This is a genomic window from Rhizobium sp. P2_G2, from assembly GCF_056403555.1.
Genome location: NZ_JBFUFF010000078.1, coordinates 1 through 15,469, shown reverse-complemented (window position 1 = coordinate 15,469; position 15,469 = coordinate 1). Strand labels below are relative to the sequence as shown.

Here is a 15,469-nt window from a genome sequence, read left to right as displayed (position 1 = left end):
GAAAACCCTTTCGGCGCGATCGCATCTTGCAATTTTCCCCACCGGCGCGGCCATCGCGCCGGCTTTTTTATGGGGCTCGCTCATCCCGCCAATCCCGCAGCATACTCCACGGAAGCAAGGCGTTCGGCGCATGCCGCATCAATCCATGCGCAGGGATGGCCTTGGCCTGCCCATAGGGAATCGGCAGATCCCTCGGCTCCGTCCCGGCCGCCCAGTCGGCAATCACCTTCCCCATTGCCGTCGTCAGCGTGATGCCGCGCCCATTGCAGGCAAATCCGGCAATCATGTCCGGCCCGAGATCGACGAGATGCGGCAAAAAGTCCGGCTCGACGGCAGCCATGCCGGACCAGGCGAATTCGATCGGCGGGATATCGGGCAGTTCCAGCTTGTCGGCCATGCGCCGGTGGATGGCGCGCGCCACGCGGTCTGCAGCACCAGGGCCAAAAATGTGCATACCGCCGGTAATCAAACGGTTTGCCGCGTCGAAGCGGAAGGTGAAGAGATTGCGCCGTGTGTCGGAAACACATTGGTTTCCGGGCACCAGGCGCTGGCGCACCGATTGCGGTAGCGGTCTTGTGGCGATCTGGAAGACGCGCAGCGGAATATAGGTTTTCGCCAGGCCAGGGTTGAGTGCGCGGCCATAGGCATTGGTCGCGACGAAAACTTTCCCGGCACGCACCGCGCCCTTGTCGGTGGTCAGGCGATAGCCCGCCGCTTCCCGCGTGATCACGCGCACCGGGCTATGCTCGAAAATCCTGGCGCCGGCCGATTCGGCGGCATCGGCGAGGCCGCGGGCATATTCGACCGGGTTGAGCACACCAGCCGACCGATCCGTCCAGCCACCGAAATAGCCCTTCGCCCCAGTCGCGTGCTCGACCTCCAGACGATCGAGAATCGCGACCGGCCGCCCGCACTTCGCCCATTGCGCCGCCCGTGACGTCACCTTTTCAAATGCGGCGGCGGTATGCGCCGGCTGTATCCATCCACTCTGCACGGCGTCGCAGACGATGCCATGCCGCCGGATCAAATCGAAGACGAGATCGCTGCTGCCGCAGGCCATCCGGATCAGCCGCTCGCCGCGTTCCGGACCGAGCAGAGCCAGGACATCGTCCGGGTCCATCTTGGCGAAATTGGGCACGACGAAACCGGCATTGCGCCCCGAAGCGCCCCAGGCGATCATCTCCGCTTCGAGCACGACGACGGAGAATCCTTTTTCGGCCGCATGCAAGCCGGCCGACAGGCCGGAGAAGCCGCCCCCGATGATCGCCAGGTCGGCGTCGAGCGTGCCATGCAGTTCCGGCCGATCCTTCCGGTTGCGGCCGACAGCATGCCAGAGTGAAATCTCGCTCATGTTGATTTCCGCGGCTTCAGGCCGAAGCGCCGCCGGTAAGGCAGGTTGCCGAACAGGCCATTCGGACGGAAGAGCAGGATCAGGCAGAGCATGACGCCGATGGCGACGATCTGCAGCGATGCCGCCCGCGCCTGCTGCTCCGGCGGGAAAAGCGTGGCCGTCAGCGCGCCTGAGCCCGCCCAGATCCCCCAGACCAGAATCGCGCCGACGACCGCGCCGAGATTGCTCCCCGAACCGCCGACGATCAGCATTACCCAGACCTGGAATGTCAACATCGGCACGTAATTGTCCGCTGCGATGAAGCCGATGAAATGCGCCTGCACCGCGCCCGCCAATCCCATCAGCGCTCCGCCGACGGCAAAGGCCTGGACCCGGTAGAAGCGAGCACTCTTGCCGAGCGAGATCGCCGCCCGCTCGTCTTCCCGAAGCGCCTTCAGCACCCTGCCCCACGGGCTTTTCGCCAGGTGTTGCAGCGCCAGATAGGCGAGCAGCGTGACGACGAAGACGATGGCCAGATTGGAGAGATTGAACAGCAGCGGCGTCTCCGCCAGGCTCGCGAACGGCCGCGGAATGAAACCGATGCCGAAGGCGCCGCCGGTGAGCGGCTGGGCATTCAGCGCCACCAGCTGCACGACGACGGCCACGCCGAATGTGGTGATCGCCAGATAGTCGGATTTCAGCCGCAGCGTCGCAAAGCCGGTGATCGCCGCAGCCAGGCCGGCCACAGTCATCGCGCCGAGCCAGCCGACGACGATCGGCATGTCGAAGCCGCCGAAACGGTTGGGATCATCCGGAGTCGTTATGAGCGCCGAGGTATAGGCACCAATCGCCACAAAGCCGGCAACGCCGACATTGAACAGGCCGGTCAGGCCCCATTGCAGGTTCAGCCCGAGCGTGATCAGCGCAAAGATCAGCGCCGTGGTGAGGAAAAAGCCGCCATAGCCGATAAGGTCGATCATCTTTCCCTCACACCGAACAGGCCGATCGGCCGGACGAACAAAACCGACATCAGGATGATGAAGGCGACAGCCGCCCGCCATTCCGCGCCAATGAATTGCACCGCACCGGCCTCCGCCAGCCCGATGATCAGCCCGCCGAGCACCGCGCCCGGAACGCTGCCGATACCGCCAAGGATCGCCGCGGCAAACATCGGCAGCAGCATGTCAAAACCCATCAGCGGCCTGATCTGCACGAGAATGCCGATCATTACGCCGGCCACACAGGCGAGCGCTCCGCCAAGCACCCAGGTGACACGCACGACTTTCGCCACATCGATACCGACGACACGGGCAAGCGCCGGGTTCTGGCTGACCGCCTGCATGGCGCGGCCGGTCTGGGTGCGGGTCATCATGAGATGCGTCGCCAAGACCAGCATGGCAGTGATCAGCAGCAATGCAATCTGGTCCGCCGTGATGCGGATGCCCAGGCCGATCGGCACGGCAATCTGGATCGCCCGCGAAAAATAGGTCGGCCGTGAGGTGAAGATGAATTCCAGCAGGCTGCGCAAAGCCATCGAAGCGCCGAAGCTTGCCATGACGACGATGATCGACTGCCCCTTGGCCCGCAACCGGGCAAACAGCACCTTGTCGAGCGCCAGCGCCATCAGCCCGGTAAAAGCACAGCCAAGGATGACTGCCACGATCAGCGGCCAGCCGAAGGACAGTGCCCCGATCGGCGCAACCTTGCCGAACATCGCCCCGATCGCGCTGACCGCGACCAGCGTTGCATAGGTGCCCCAGGCCATGAAATCGCCATGGGCGAAATTGGAGAACCGCAGGATCGAATAGGTGAGCGTCACGCCGATCGCGCCCAGCCCGATCATCGACCCTGTCAGCAGGCCGTCGACGATGAATTGCAGGTTCATGGGGTGGCTCCTGCAGTTCTATCGGATAATTTCATTCGGCATACCTGGCCACCAACACCCCGCCCCAAACTTACAGGGTCGAGCCACCGGTCTCGACCCGTCCTTCGGACCCCCACAAGCGGGAGGGGCTTAACCCAGCCGCACCGCCGTGCCCCGATTAAGGCAGGGAGAGTGCCGCGAGTCTTCTCCCCCCTTGTGGGGGAGATGGCCGGCAGGCCAGAGAGGGTCTTGTCCCACGGAGAAACGAACGGGGAGATATTTCGGCGCAGAAGGTCGTTTCCTGTCATGGCCTGCCCCCCAGATCCATCTCTTGACTACCCGCCCCATGCGATCGCTGCCCCAGATAGAGCTCCGCGACAACCGGATCATTCCACAGCTCGGACGCAACCCCTTCATGCGCATCCCTGCCCTCGACCAGCACATAGGCCCGGTCGCCAATCGCCAGTGCCGCCTTGGCATTCTGCTCCACCAACAAAATCGTGACGCCGGACTTGCGGATGTCGGAAAGCATCGCAAACACCATCGAAACGAATTTCGGCGACAGGCCTGCCGAGGGCTCGTCGAGCACAAGAAGCTTCGGCTCGACAATCAGCGCCCGCGCCACGGCCAGCATCTGCCGCTGCCCGCCCGAGAGGTTTCCCGCCCCCTTCCGACGGAAAAGTTTCAGATCCGGAAATGTGTCGTACATGCGGGCTATACGCTCAGCCGCTTCTCTCGGCTTCAAAATCCCACCCGCTGTCTTGAGATTGTCTTCGACACTCATCAGCGGAAAGATGTTTTCCGTCTGCGGCACGAAAGCCAGGCCCATGCGCACCATCAGATGCGCAGGCAGTTCAGTGATGTCCCTGCCATCGAGCAGGACTTGCCCGCCCGTGACCGGGACCAGGCCCGCCACCGCCTTGATGAAACTCGATTTTCCCGCCCCGTTCGGGCCGAGCACGACGACGATCTCGCCCCGATTGACCGTGATCGACGCCCCGCGCACGATCGGCACGCCCGGCTCGTAACCGGCGACGAGATTGTTGACCTGAAGCACCGGCACGCTCATGCCGCACCTCCGAGATAGGCCTCGACGACCCGCGGATCGCGCGCCACTTCACCGGCCGTGCCTTCGCAGATCAATTGCCCGCTCGCCATGACCAGCACCCGATGGCAAAGCCGTGTCACCATATCGATATTGTGCTCGATCAACAGGAAGGTGACCCCCCGGGCATTGATCTCGCGGATACGGTCCATGATCACTTCGAGCAGGGTGGCATTGACGCCCGCCGCCGGCTCGTCGAGCAGGATGATCGCAGGATCCGCCATCATCACCCGCGCCAGTTCCAGCAGCTTCCGCTGGCCGCCAGAGAGGACGCGGGCGGGCTCATGCGCCAGCCGGTCGAGCGTCACCAGTTCGAGCAGTTCCATCGCCTTCTGTTCGGCAACCTTCTCTTCGACGGAAACGCGGAACGGCCTCAAAAAATTGGCGAGCAGGCTCTCGCCCGTCTGCCCCTGCCCCGCCAGCATGACATTTTCCACCAGGCTGAGATTGGCGAGCGGCCGCGGGATCTGAAACGTCCTGCCGAGGCCGCGACCGATGCGGCGATGGGCGGATTCACCCGACACCGTGATGCCGTTCAGCAGGATATCGCCGCTCGACGGCAGGATGCTGCCGGCGAGCAGGTCGAACATGGTCGTCTTGCCGGCGCCGTTCGGCCCGATCAGGCCAAGGATTTCACCGCGCCGCACGTCGAACGACACGTCGTTGACGGCATAGAGGCCGCCGAAACGCCTGACGACATTCCTCGCGATCAGCACGGGGCTGTCGGACAGCGCCCCGCCGGGAGACATTGAATTCATCGATCCCTCTGGTCCGGAGCGTTTCTCGCTCCGTGATTTTGATTTGTGATCACACTTGCGTTGATCACAATATTAAGCTTAAAATATTTGGCAAGACAAAAATTGAGCCGAACGGCCAAAGGGAACCGGGAGCGGAAATGCAGAAGGCCACCGCCGAGAAGAACGAACTGTTTCCCGCTCAGCTGGCGCCGGTGGGTCGCGAGACCGTGCAGGACCGCGTCTATACCGAGCTGCGCCGCGCCCTGATCGGCGGCCTGTTCGAGCCGAGCCAGGTGCTGACCATCCGCAGCCTTGCCGATGCCTTGGCCACCAGCACCATGCCGGTGCGCGAAGCACTGAGCCGGCTGATCACGGAAAAAGCGCTTGAAGCACTGCCCAACCGGTCTGTCCGCGTGCCGCCGATCACACTCGAGCGCATGGACGACCTGCTCAGGACCCGCATCTTGATCGAGGGCGAGGCCATCGCGCTTGCCGCGAGCCGCATGACGCCGCGCCAGATCGCCATGATCGAGGGCATGCTCGGCGAATGGGACGAGATGCGGGCGCTGAAGGCGAAGAAGGATGTCGATCGCGAAGTGACGCTCAACCAGAGTTTTCACTTCGAGATCTATCGCGCCTGCGGTTCCTCGGTGCTGATCCCGATGATCGAAAGTCTCTGGCTGCAATCGGGTCCCTGCATCCGCGTCGCCATCTATGCCTTCTCCGAGGCTGGAGAAGTCGACACCGCGCATTATCACCGCAGCATCGTCGCAGCGCTTGCGGCGCAGGATGGGCAGGCCGCCCGCGAGGCGCTGGTCGCCGATATCAGCCGGCCCTTCGCCTTCCTCCGCAACAAGATGCAGGCCGAAACCGAGGGGACCCAGGACACATGACCCGCGCCATCAGGATCACCGAACCGAAATCCGGCCTCTCCGTCATCGCCCCGCTGCTCGACGGCAAGGCTCCGGAAAACGCCGCTTTCCTGTGGGAATACCTCGCCGGCCCGCGCGTGGTCGGCGGCATCCACGCCATGTGGACCGGTCCGGAAATCTCCTGCCCGATCCCGTCCGAGCACCTTGAGGGCGCGTCCTATGCCCGGCCCTTGCCGCCGGAAAATGCCACGCTCAACCCGCTGGCCGGCGATATCGTGCTGGCTTACGTCCCCGCCCGCATGTGGGGCGGCAATCCGAATCCGATCTTCGACATCGGCCTGTTCTATGGCCATGGCGCCCGCCTGCTCTTCCCGATCGGCTGGCTGGCCGGCAGCGTCGTGGCGCAGGTGCGGCCGGAAGATCGCGAAGCACTGGCGACCGCCTGCGGCATCATCCGCAGGAACGGCGCCTGCGACGTCACCTTCGAACGGACGGAGGCGTGAATGGACGACGCTTTCGAACTCTACGACCTCCGCGTCGAAGCCGTCATTCCCGAGGGTAAGCCGATCTATTGCGGCGCCAGACCGGGCGACTATTTCGAACTGCGCGGCGAAATGCTGACGCTGCCGCCCGGCCAGGGCTTTTCGATCTATTCGCTTGCCGCCGTCCTGCCGCTGCTCGCTGCCAAACAGCGCCCGACCCACAAGAACGACTGGATGACCTCGGACGCCGAGATCGCCTGCCCCGATCCGAATTGCGCCAGCCGGCTGAGGATTGTGCGGTTGGATAAACGCCGCTTCAGCCATGCTGAGACGACGGCGGTGCCGCTGGCGAAGGAAGAGGACTAGGCGAATGGTGTGCACGGCCCCTCATCCGCCTGCCGGCACCTTCTCCCCGTCAATACGGGGAGAAGGGACTTGTGGCACTGTCGGCGCCACATCTGCCTTCTCCCCGCCTGCGGGGAGAAGGTGGCGGCAGCCGGATGAGGGGCAAATCGCAAGCGTAAGCGTTAATTTTATGCAGATTCCGAAAGCCCTTTGACATGACCAAAACCTTCGAACTCAGCCCCGGCTATCACATTTCCCGCGTCATCCGCGGCGGCTGGCAGCTCGCGGGCGGCCATGGTGCGATCGACCGGCAACAGGCCGTCACCGACCTCGTCGCCGCCTTCGACGCTGGCATCACCACCTATGACTGCGCCGACATCTATACCGGCGTCGAGGAACTGATCGGCGCGGCCCGGCTGAAGCTCGCTAACGAACGTGGGCTGGATGCCGCGGCGAAGATGAAGGTGCACACCAAGCTGGTGCCGGATCTCGAAGTCCTGCCGCGCATCAGCCGCGACTATATAAGCACGATCGTCGATACCTCGCTCAAACGCCTGAAGACCGAACGCCTGGATCTCGTCCAGTTCCACTGGTGGGACTATGCCAATCACGGCTATGTCGATGCCATGGGCTGGCTCGACGAGCTCCATGCCGGAGGCAAAATCCGCAATATCGGCACGACCAATTTCGACGTGCCGCGCCTCGCCGATATCGTCAATTCGGGCGTCAAGCTCGTCAGCCAGCAGCTGCAATATTCTGTGCTCGACCAGCGCCCGCTCAATGGCCTGACCGAATTCGCCAAGGCCAACGACATCAGGTTCCTCTGCTACGGCACGGTCGCCGGCGGCTTCATCAGCGAGAAATGGCTTGGCGCCCCCGAGCCCGACATGCCGCTCGAAAACCGCTCGCTGGTCAAATACAAGCTGATCATCGACGATTTCGGCGGCTGGGACCTGTTCCAGGAGATGCTCAGGACGTTGAAGGCGATCGGCGACGCCCATGGCACCGACATCGCCACGATTGCCAGCGCCTGGGTGCTGGAGCAGCCGCTTGTCGCCGCCGTCATCGTCGGCGCCCGCAACCAGGCACACGCGCTGGCCAATGCGAAAATCATGGATGTCGCACTCACCGAGGCCGACTGCGCCGCGATCAAGGCCATCATCGATCGCAGCACCGGGCCGCAAGGCGATGTCTACACGCTGGAGCGCGACCGCACCGGCCGCCACGGCTCGATCATGCATTACAACCTGAACGCGGGGAAGCAATGAACGAGAACGCTTCCCTCTCCGATTTCGCCAGCGCCGAGATCATCGCCTTCCACCGCTTCTTCGTCGCCTGGTACGACGCGGCGACCGCCGACGGCGTCGATTTCGGCCGTTGCGAGCAGGTGTTCGGCCCCGACTTCCACATGATTCCGCCGCCCGGCCGCGTCTTCGACCGCACCGAAACGATCGCGCTGATCCGCGGCAACCGTGCCAGCTTCAATGGCGATTTCACCATCGACATCGAGGCTATCGGCACCCTCTGGGAAGACGGTGACATGATCCTCATGACCTATGTCGAAAAGCAGGATCGACGCGGCGTCAAGACCGCCCGCCGCGCGTCCGCTCTTTTCACCAAGAATTCATCGGCGCCGAACGGCGTCCAATGGCGCCACCTGCATGAAACCTGGATGCAGGTGGCTGGAAGCTGAACAGGGACGAAACTGGGATCAATCACACCTTGAAAAGGGGAACCACGATGAAGAAGACAATGCTGCAACTCACTGCCGCCCTGCTGCTTGCCGGCACGGCAGGCGTCGCCAACGCGGCCGATTGCAAGATCACCGTCGGCCTGGTGATGGAACTGACCGGCCCGGCCGGTGAATATGGCCAGGCCGGCGCCAAATCGGTCGAAATGGCCTTTAAGGACCTCAACGATGCCGGCGGCGTCGCCGGCTGCGATCTCGTCACCGACACCCGCGACAGCCAGAGCGCCGGCAATGTCGCCGTCGATGCCGCAACGCAGCTCGTGCAGGTCAAGAAGGTGCCCGTCATCATCGGCGGCATCATTTCGTCTGTGTCGATCCCGATCCTGACCTCGGTCACCGCACCGGCCAAGATCGTCCAGGTCTCGCCGGCCTCCTCGTCGCCGACGCTGACCCAGCTCGGCCGTGACGGCAAGACCAACGGCATCTTCTTCCGGACAATAACGTCCGATGCGCTGCAAGGCGTCGCCGCGGCGAAATACGCCATCGACAAGGGTTTCAAGAAGCTCGCCATCATCCATGTCAACAACGACTTCGGCGTCAACATGGAGAAGGAATTCGAGCGTGCCTACAAGAAGCTGGGCGGCACGATCGTCTCCGATACGCCCTATAACGAAAAGCAGTCGAGCTATGCCTCGGAAGTCACGGCTGCCATGTCCGGCAGCCCTGATGGACTCTATCTGATCAGCACGCCGGTCGACGGCGCCACGATCGCCCGCACCTGGATCTCCCAGGGCGGCGTGCAGAAATTCCTGCTCAATGACGGCATGAACAGCCCGGATTTCATCGACTCGGTCGGTGCGGACTATCTGAAGGATGCCTATGGCACATCTTCGGGAACTAGCCCGACCAAGTCGACGGACTATTTCAATGCCAACTACAAGGCCTTCTCGGGCGGTATCGAGCCGAGCAATCCGGCCGCCGACCGCTCCTACGATGCCGGCGCCATCGTTGGCCTGGCGATCGCCATTGCCGGCTCGCCGGATCCGGCCAAGATCAAGGACGCCATGTATAAAGCGGTCGACCCCAAGGGCGAGCCGATCTTCGCCGGCAAGGAAGAATTCGCCAAGGCCCTGAAGCTGATCAAGGAAGGCAAGCCGATCCGTTACGAAGGCGTCATCGGTCCGGTGAGCTTCGATCAGTATGGCGACATTACCGGCCCCTTCCGCCTGTGGAAGATCACCGACGGCAAGGTCGCCACCGATGGCCAAATGTCCATGGACGACGTCGCCAAGCTGCAGGCACAGTTGCAGTGATGCAGCGAAGGCCGGCGCTGCCCATGCGCCGGCCTTCGATTGATGCGCACGCTCAGGGCAAACTTCGACGAATTTCCCAATTGGTCGAGGCACCCCGCTCGCATGCCTGCGGAACCCGCCTTGCCGGACGAAATTCCATACAGCCCGTGTCGGCTTCCATGCCTTGCCAACGCCTGCACCCGACGGGCCATCGGAGCGTTGTCATAGTGCATCGGTCTCGCCACATACCGAATTCATGCCGCGGCCCGGGCTTTTCGCCTTGCGAATGCGCGCCGGCAAACGCGCCTTCTTCCGGCAGGGGGGCACACGATATCGCCACCCCTCGTCTCATGCCATTCTGCATTCACCCGTTACGCGGTGAACAGCCAGTTCATCCAGGACATGGGCCTGCGGCCCCGGATCCTCAAGGGCGGACCGGTGCATCGCCGTCGCGAGCGACGATGGCGTATCCGCAGAACGTGCTTAGTATCCGGGGGCAGCGCCCAGACCGGATCAAGCAGGGCAACAGATCAGATCACAGGGCACGGTCCCTGTCTGGATAGTTCCTATTTCGTTCTCGAAATCGATATTATCAAGATCGATCGCCGCCATTTCTGCCGGCAGTGTCGACAAATGTCCCGACCGACCGGCGCGCCCCATCCCGGATCGATGCCGCCGCCTCCCCGAACGACATACCATCGCAGCCCTTCCCTTTTCGGAAGGCGCGCCGGCAAGCGCGCCTTCTCTCCGTAGGAGAGACCCCCTTGCCGTACCTTGCCGTTTCAATGATTTCAACAACTTAGGAATACGTTGCCGTGCTTGCCGTAATTTGCTTGCCGTCCTTGCCGTAGTTATCGATTTCGTTGAAGAAAACATACGGCAAGCCCTTTTTGCCATCGGGCTTGCCGGCGCTTGCCGTGCCCTTGCCGTATGCTTGCCGGGCATCGATTTGGACACACTGCGATGCAATCTGCCGCCCATCTTTTTCGGAAGGCGCGGCGGCAAGCGCGCCTTCTCTCCGTAGGAGAGAGTTGTTTGCCGCCGCTTGCCGCATAATGATTTCAATGACTTACAGCTGCTTGCCGCCCTTGCCGCCTTTGCTTGCCGCTTTTGCCATAGTCATTTGATTTCATTGAATAAAACAGGCGGCAAGCAACTTTTTTGCTGGACCTTGCCGCCGCTTGCCGCACCCTTGCCGCACGGCACCGTCTAACGCAATGCATCGCCCCAGCGATATTCCACAGTCAGATCGTCGAGCTTCTGCACCAGCGCCGGATCGAGCTTGATGTCGGCGGCCGGCAGGCTGCCATCCAGTTGATCGGCGCGGCTGGCGCCGACGATCGCCGAACTGATCACCGGATTGGCCATCACCCAGGCGATTGCCAGCTGCGCCAGCGGATGGCCGGCCTCGTCGGCGATAGCCTGTAATTTCTCGATCGTGGCGAATTCGCGCTCGTGCCAGTAGCGCTCGGCATACATCGCGCCGGCATTGCCGACCTGTTCGGTGAAGCGGCCCTCGTTCGGCTTCTGCTCGAGCTTGTATTTGCCGGTCAGCATGCCGCCGGCCATCGGATTGTAAGGAATGACCGCAAGCCCTTCTTCGTCGCAGAGCGGCAGCAGTTCCCGCTCGATTTGCCGGAACAGCAGATTGTAGCGCGGCTGCACCGAGACGAAGCGCGAAAGCCGGAGCACATCAGCACGGCCGAGCGCGCGGGCCAGCCGATAGGCGAGGAAATTGGAGACGCCGATATAGCGCGCCCTGCCCGACTTGACGATGATATCCATCGCTTCCAGCGTTTCCTCGAGCGGTGTCTCGCGGTCGTCGCCATGCAGCTGATAGACATCGACATAGTCCGTGCCGAGCCGTTTCAGCGAGGCGTCGATGGCGTCGAGCAGGTGCTTGCGCGACGAGCCCTGGTCCCAGACATTGGTGCCGACCTTGCCGAAAGCCTTGGTGGCGATGATGAAATTCTGCCTTTTGCCCTTCAGCCACCGGCCGATAATCTCTTCCGTCGTGCCGGCCAGCCGCTCATTTCCGCCGAGCGGATAGGCATCGGCCGTGTCGATCAACGTCACCCCGCCTTCCGCCGCCTTGGAGAGAATCGCATGTGATTCGGCCTCTTCAGTCTGCAGGCCGAAGGTCATGGTGCCGAGGCAGATGCGCGAAACGGTGAGGCCGGTACGGCCGAATTTGCCATATTGCATGGAAAAATCCTCAATTTTATGGTGCGGATCGCCCGGAAGCGTTGGGAGGAAGATCGGCAGATTACTCCCTCCAGCCGCAACTGACAAATGACAAAATCGAGACGAGGACACACCGTGTTTTCCTTTTCCCTTGGAGGGGCCACGGCGCTCAGACATCTGATTTGCTTAAAAACGACAGATGGTCAGCAAGTTAGCAGAGCATCCGGTTGATTTCCTCTCTAGAGCAAGAAGTAAAGAGCGACAGAAAATCGGTGCTATTTCACCGATTAAACAGGAAAACCTGAATTCGTCATCTGACAACAAATTGAAATAATTAACATTTTTAATACAAATCAAATATGTGAACGCCTAGCCTCCGAACGAACGGACACGAAGGCCGGAGCAATCTATGCGAGCAGAATCCCCAAGCCATACCTCCCTCAATGGTAAACAGTGCGGAGAAATTCGCGCTTAACGTTGTAGCGCTCCTGGGCGAGGCTCGCTAGTTCTAGCTCCAGGCGAAGCGGCGGAAACGCATAGGGGTGAAGGAGGCTCGAGGTCAAAATCGAGTGCAGACACGCGCAAGATTCTCGATGTTTTGTGCAGGGCAAGGTCGCCCATTCTCTCTCGAAACCGGCTGTTATGGGGTCATAAAGCGTAATTTCTCCAGCCTGACACAAGTTGGGACAGTCATTTTTACGGAACAGACTTGGTTAACCTAAGCTGGGATCAGAACCCCAGTTCTTGATCTTTGTCAATGTACAGCGCGGCTGCCATTGGCATGAGGATGTCGTTGCGCGTCACAAGGACGCGAGCGGGCATTGTAGAAAGCACTTTGGACTAAAAAAACGACAGTCCATAAAATTTTAACCGTTCTGGTGATCGGTTTTTGCTTTCTCGCAGACAAGCTTCTCACGAGTTAACAAACTGGAACCATCTATATGTCTAATAGTAATTCAACCGCGTCGAGCTTTCTTTCTTCGCTCGGCGTTAACACACATGGCGGTGACTATCTCGACGCTTACGACAATTCCAGCCTTATCATAGAATCGTTAAATTATATCGGCATCTCCAAGGTAAGAGATGCGTATTCAACATATGGCCAGGCTTCGCCGGTCTTGGACGCCATGGCAGCGGCGGGAATCACGTTTGATTTCCGTGTCAGGTCCTGCACGGCGGTGGGCGGCACGGCCGCCCTGACACAATATCTTGCCGACCTGAAGGCCTTCGTGGCAGAGCATCCGGGCTCAGTCGTGTCCATCGAAGGGCTCAATGAAGTCAATCTCGATACAAGTCTCAGCTACAAAGGCCTGACCGGCGCTGCAGCCGGTGCGGTGTTTCAGAAAGATCTCTATCTGGCGATCAAAGCCGATCCGGTTTTGAGCCACATTGGTGTCATCAACCTGTCGGTCGCCAATAACAGTTCCTCGGCCTACGGGACCATCGGCAATATCAGCGATTACGCCGACTTCGCCAATGCGCACGCCTACGCAACGACGACAGGTTCGACAGATTCGCAAATCGAGAAGACGATCGGCCTGGCGAAGCAGGCGTCGTCGGGTGATCCCCTGGTCATCACGGAAACTGGCATTACCACCTACAAAGCTGACAGCTATGTCGGCGCTAGCGAGACGGCTCAAGCGAAAATCATCCTCAACGAGCTTTTCGAGGCCTATGAAGACGGGTCGGTATCGACTTATGTCTACGAACTCTTCGACACACCCTCTTCCGCCGTACGCGGCGAGAAGGAAGCGCATTTCGGCCTCTTCAATGCCGACGGCTCGCCCAAACTTGCCGCCATCGCGCTTCACAATCTGACCACGATCCTGTCTTCCGGGGCGAGTGGCGCAACAGCGACCACCTTCAACTATGCGCTGGCCGGCGCTCCATCGCAAACGCATTCGATGCTGCTGGCGAAGTCTGGCGGGGTCGAAGACCTCGTGGTCTGGGCCGACAAGCAGGTCTGGAACGCCACCACCGACACCGACATTACCAACCCAACTGTCTACGTCACGGTGACGCTCGATCATGTCGAGCCTGTTGTCTATGTCTATGATCCGCTCTCCGGTCTGGCGCCGATTACTGTCTACAGAAATGTCAGTTCCTTCAAGATCCCGGTAAGCGACCATCCGCTGGTCGTGGAATTCGGCGCATCCGGCGCGGTGCAGCAGCAGGCCGAAACGGTTTCCGCAAATCTGACGATGACATCGGCGGAATTCGTCGCGCAGATGGCCGACCTGAAAACCGCGTCCGGCCTGCAATCAATCACGCTCTCCGACACCCACACCCTCGCCGTTTCCTCACTGGAAACGATGAATTACCTGATCGCGCACTATGGCAGCCTGCTCGGCAAGATTTCCGGCGGTTACGATTTCTCCGTCACCTATGGTGATGCCACCTGGACCAAGACGCAGGAATTCAATGCCGCAGGCAGCCTGACTCTTCGCACCGAATATGGCCTGACGAACGGCGTGATCATGAGCAAGGCCGTCTATCATAGCGACGGCTCGATCGAAAACTATGCCTACCACATCACTGGCCAGAGCTACACCTCGACCCACCAGGTCAGAAATGCCGCAGGCAACATTACGCTGATCGAGCGCCTCCATACCGACGGCACCTACGCCTACCGCGAAATAGATGGCACCGACGGCAGCCGGGACATCGCCAACTACAACACTGCCGGCAAGATGGTGACCGACGTCAAGATCGCCAGCGACGGCACCAACACCACCATCTACTACAACACCACGACCGGCTATCCAACGCGCCAGGTGGTCAAGGAAACCGATGGCGACGTGCTGACCACCGTCTATGCGAACGGCATCAAGTCGAGCTATGTCCAGGCCAGCCATCTTGGCTGGACCGAGACAACGACCTACGACACTTCCGGCAGGATGCTGACCGACTACACCGCCTATAGCGACGGCCGCGCGGTCATGAAGACCTACACTGCCGGCGTGCTGATGAAGCAGAACGTTGTCAATGCCGACCACTCGACCGACAACTATATCTACAATATCACCGGCCAGACCTATACCTCGATCCATCAAGGCAACGACGCCAGCGGCAATATCAGGCTGATCGATCGCTTCCACGCCAACGGCACCTACGACTACCACGAAGCGCGCGCCACGGATGGCAGCAAGGTCATCGACAACTATACGAGCAGCGGATCGATCCTCAATCACACGGCGATCGCCAGCAACGGCGCGCGCACTGTCGATTACTATCTTCAGGACGGCACGGGGACCATGCGCGAAGACAGGCTCAGCAGCGGCGGCACCCTGCTGACAAGCGACACGCGCCTGTCCAACGGCACTCACACCATCACTGACTATGCGGAYGCGCAAACCCTGAGCGGCGGCACGCTGAACGAYACGTTCTATTTCCGCAGCATGAARASTGCGACGCTCGACTAYCAGGGCGGCAWCGACACGGYCTAYAATCTCGACCTGACATCGTCGACACACGGCCACATTGACATYSMCCCKGCATTTGCGACSCAGTTCTCCGGCCTGCACATGGCACAGGTSGGGTCGGACGTGGTCATCACCTTCGACAGCCA

At 61.1% G+C, this 15,469-nt stretch carries 14 protein-coding genes; 7 read left to right on the top strand and 7 right to left on the bottom strand.

The features are described 5' to 3' along the window. Positions 1-67: 67 nt before the first annotated feature. The 5 genes from AC1D06_RS32240 to AC1D06_RS32220 all read right to left on the bottom strand — a co-directional run bounded on the left by AC1D06_RS32240 (position 68) and on the right by AC1D06_RS32220 (position 5,057). The gene (locus tag AC1D06_RS32240; RefSeq protein ID WP_477989968.1) at positions 68-1,351 is read right to left on the bottom strand and encodes an NAD(P)/FAD-dependent oxidoreductase; all 1,284 of its coding nucleotides are present in this window, start codon (positions 1,349-1,351) and stop codon (positions 68-70) included. Next, positions 1,348-2,310, bottom strand: a complete 963-nt coding sequence (locus AC1D06_RS32235; RefSeq protein ID WP_477877760.1) for a branched-chain amino acid ABC transporter permease — start codon at positions 2,308-2,310, stop codon at positions 1,348-1,350. Before AC1D06_RS32235 ends, AC1D06_RS32240 begins: the two co-directional genes overlap by 4 nt. Next, on the bottom strand, positions 2,307-3,215 hold the full coding sequence (locus tag AC1D06_RS32230; RefSeq protein WP_477989967.1) for a branched-chain amino acid ABC transporter permease: 909 nt from the start codon (positions 3,213-3,215) through the stop codon (positions 2,307-2,309). Before AC1D06_RS32230 ends, AC1D06_RS32235 begins: the two co-directional genes overlap by 4 nt. Before the next feature lie 283 nt (positions 3,216-3,498). Then, positions 3,499-4,263, bottom strand: a complete 765-nt coding sequence (locus AC1D06_RS32225) for an ABC transporter ATP-binding protein (protein WP_477877762.1) — start codon at positions 4,261-4,263, stop codon at positions 3,499-3,501. Beyond that, complete coding sequence (locus tag AC1D06_RS32220; RefSeq protein WP_477877763.1) at positions 4,260-5,057, bottom strand: ABC transporter ATP-binding protein; 798 nt, start codon at positions 5,055-5,057, stop codon at positions 4,260-4,262. The genes AC1D06_RS32225 and AC1D06_RS32220 overlap by 4 nt, the downstream gene beginning before the upstream one ends. 137 nt (positions 5,058-5,194) lie before the next feature. Between AC1D06_RS32220 and AC1D06_RS32215 the strand changes: the two genes are divergently transcribed. The 6 genes from AC1D06_RS32215 (at position 5,195) to AC1D06_RS32190 (ending at position 9,738) form a co-directional block, all read left to right on the top strand. Next, positions 5,195-5,929: a GntR family transcriptional regulator gene (locus AC1D06_RS32215; RefSeq protein ID WP_477877764.1), complete on the top strand. Its 735-nt coding sequence runs from the start codon at positions 5,195-5,197 to the stop codon at positions 5,927-5,929. Then, complete coding sequence (locus AC1D06_RS32210) at positions 5,926-6,411, top strand: DUF3830 family protein (protein WP_477877765.1); 486 nt, start codon at positions 5,926-5,928, stop codon at positions 6,409-6,411. Before AC1D06_RS32215 ends, AC1D06_RS32210 begins: the two co-directional genes overlap by 4 nt. Next, the gene (locus AC1D06_RS32205) at positions 6,412-6,756 is read left to right on the top strand and encodes a TIGR04076 family protein (protein WP_477877766.1); all 345 of its coding nucleotides are present in this window, start codon (positions 6,412-6,414) and stop codon (positions 6,754-6,756) included. A gap of 194 nt (positions 6,757-6,950) precedes the next feature. Continuing rightward, on the top strand, positions 6,951-8,003 hold the full coding sequence (locus tag AC1D06_RS32200; RefSeq protein ID WP_477989966.1) for an aldo/keto reductase: 1,053 nt from the start codon (positions 6,951-6,953) through the stop codon (positions 8,001-8,003). Then, positions 8,000-8,428, top strand: coding sequence for a hypothetical protein (locus AC1D06_RS32195; protein WP_477877768.1), 429 nt, complete (start codon positions 8,000-8,002; stop codon positions 8,426-8,428). The genes AC1D06_RS32200 and AC1D06_RS32195 overlap by 4 nt, the downstream gene beginning before the upstream one ends. Positions 8,429-8,475: 47 nt before the next feature. After that, the gene (locus tag AC1D06_RS32190) at positions 8,476-9,738 is read left to right on the top strand and encodes an ABC transporter substrate-binding protein (RefSeq protein ID WP_477989965.1); all 1,263 of its coding nucleotides are present in this window, start codon (positions 8,476-8,478) and stop codon (positions 9,736-9,738) included. A gap of 778 nt (positions 9,739-10,516) precedes the next feature. Here the strand turns inward: AC1D06_RS32190 and AC1D06_RS32185 are convergent. Further along, positions 10,517-10,771: a hypothetical protein gene (locus AC1D06_RS32185; RefSeq protein ID WP_477877770.1), complete on the bottom strand. Its 255-nt coding sequence runs from the start codon at positions 10,769-10,771 to the stop codon at positions 10,517-10,519. 155 nt (positions 10,772-10,926) lie between these two features. Further along, entirely contained in the window at positions 10,927-11,922 is a 996-nt protein-coding gene (locus AC1D06_RS32180) for an aldo/keto reductase (protein WP_477989964.1), read from the bottom strand. Between the two features lie 920 nt (positions 11,923-12,842). Between AC1D06_RS32180 and AC1D06_RS32175 the strand changes: the two genes are divergently transcribed. Then, positions 12,843-15,469: glycoside hydrolase family protein (locus AC1D06_RS32175; protein WP_477989963.1), on the top strand; the 2,627-nt coding region annotated here is incomplete at its 3' end.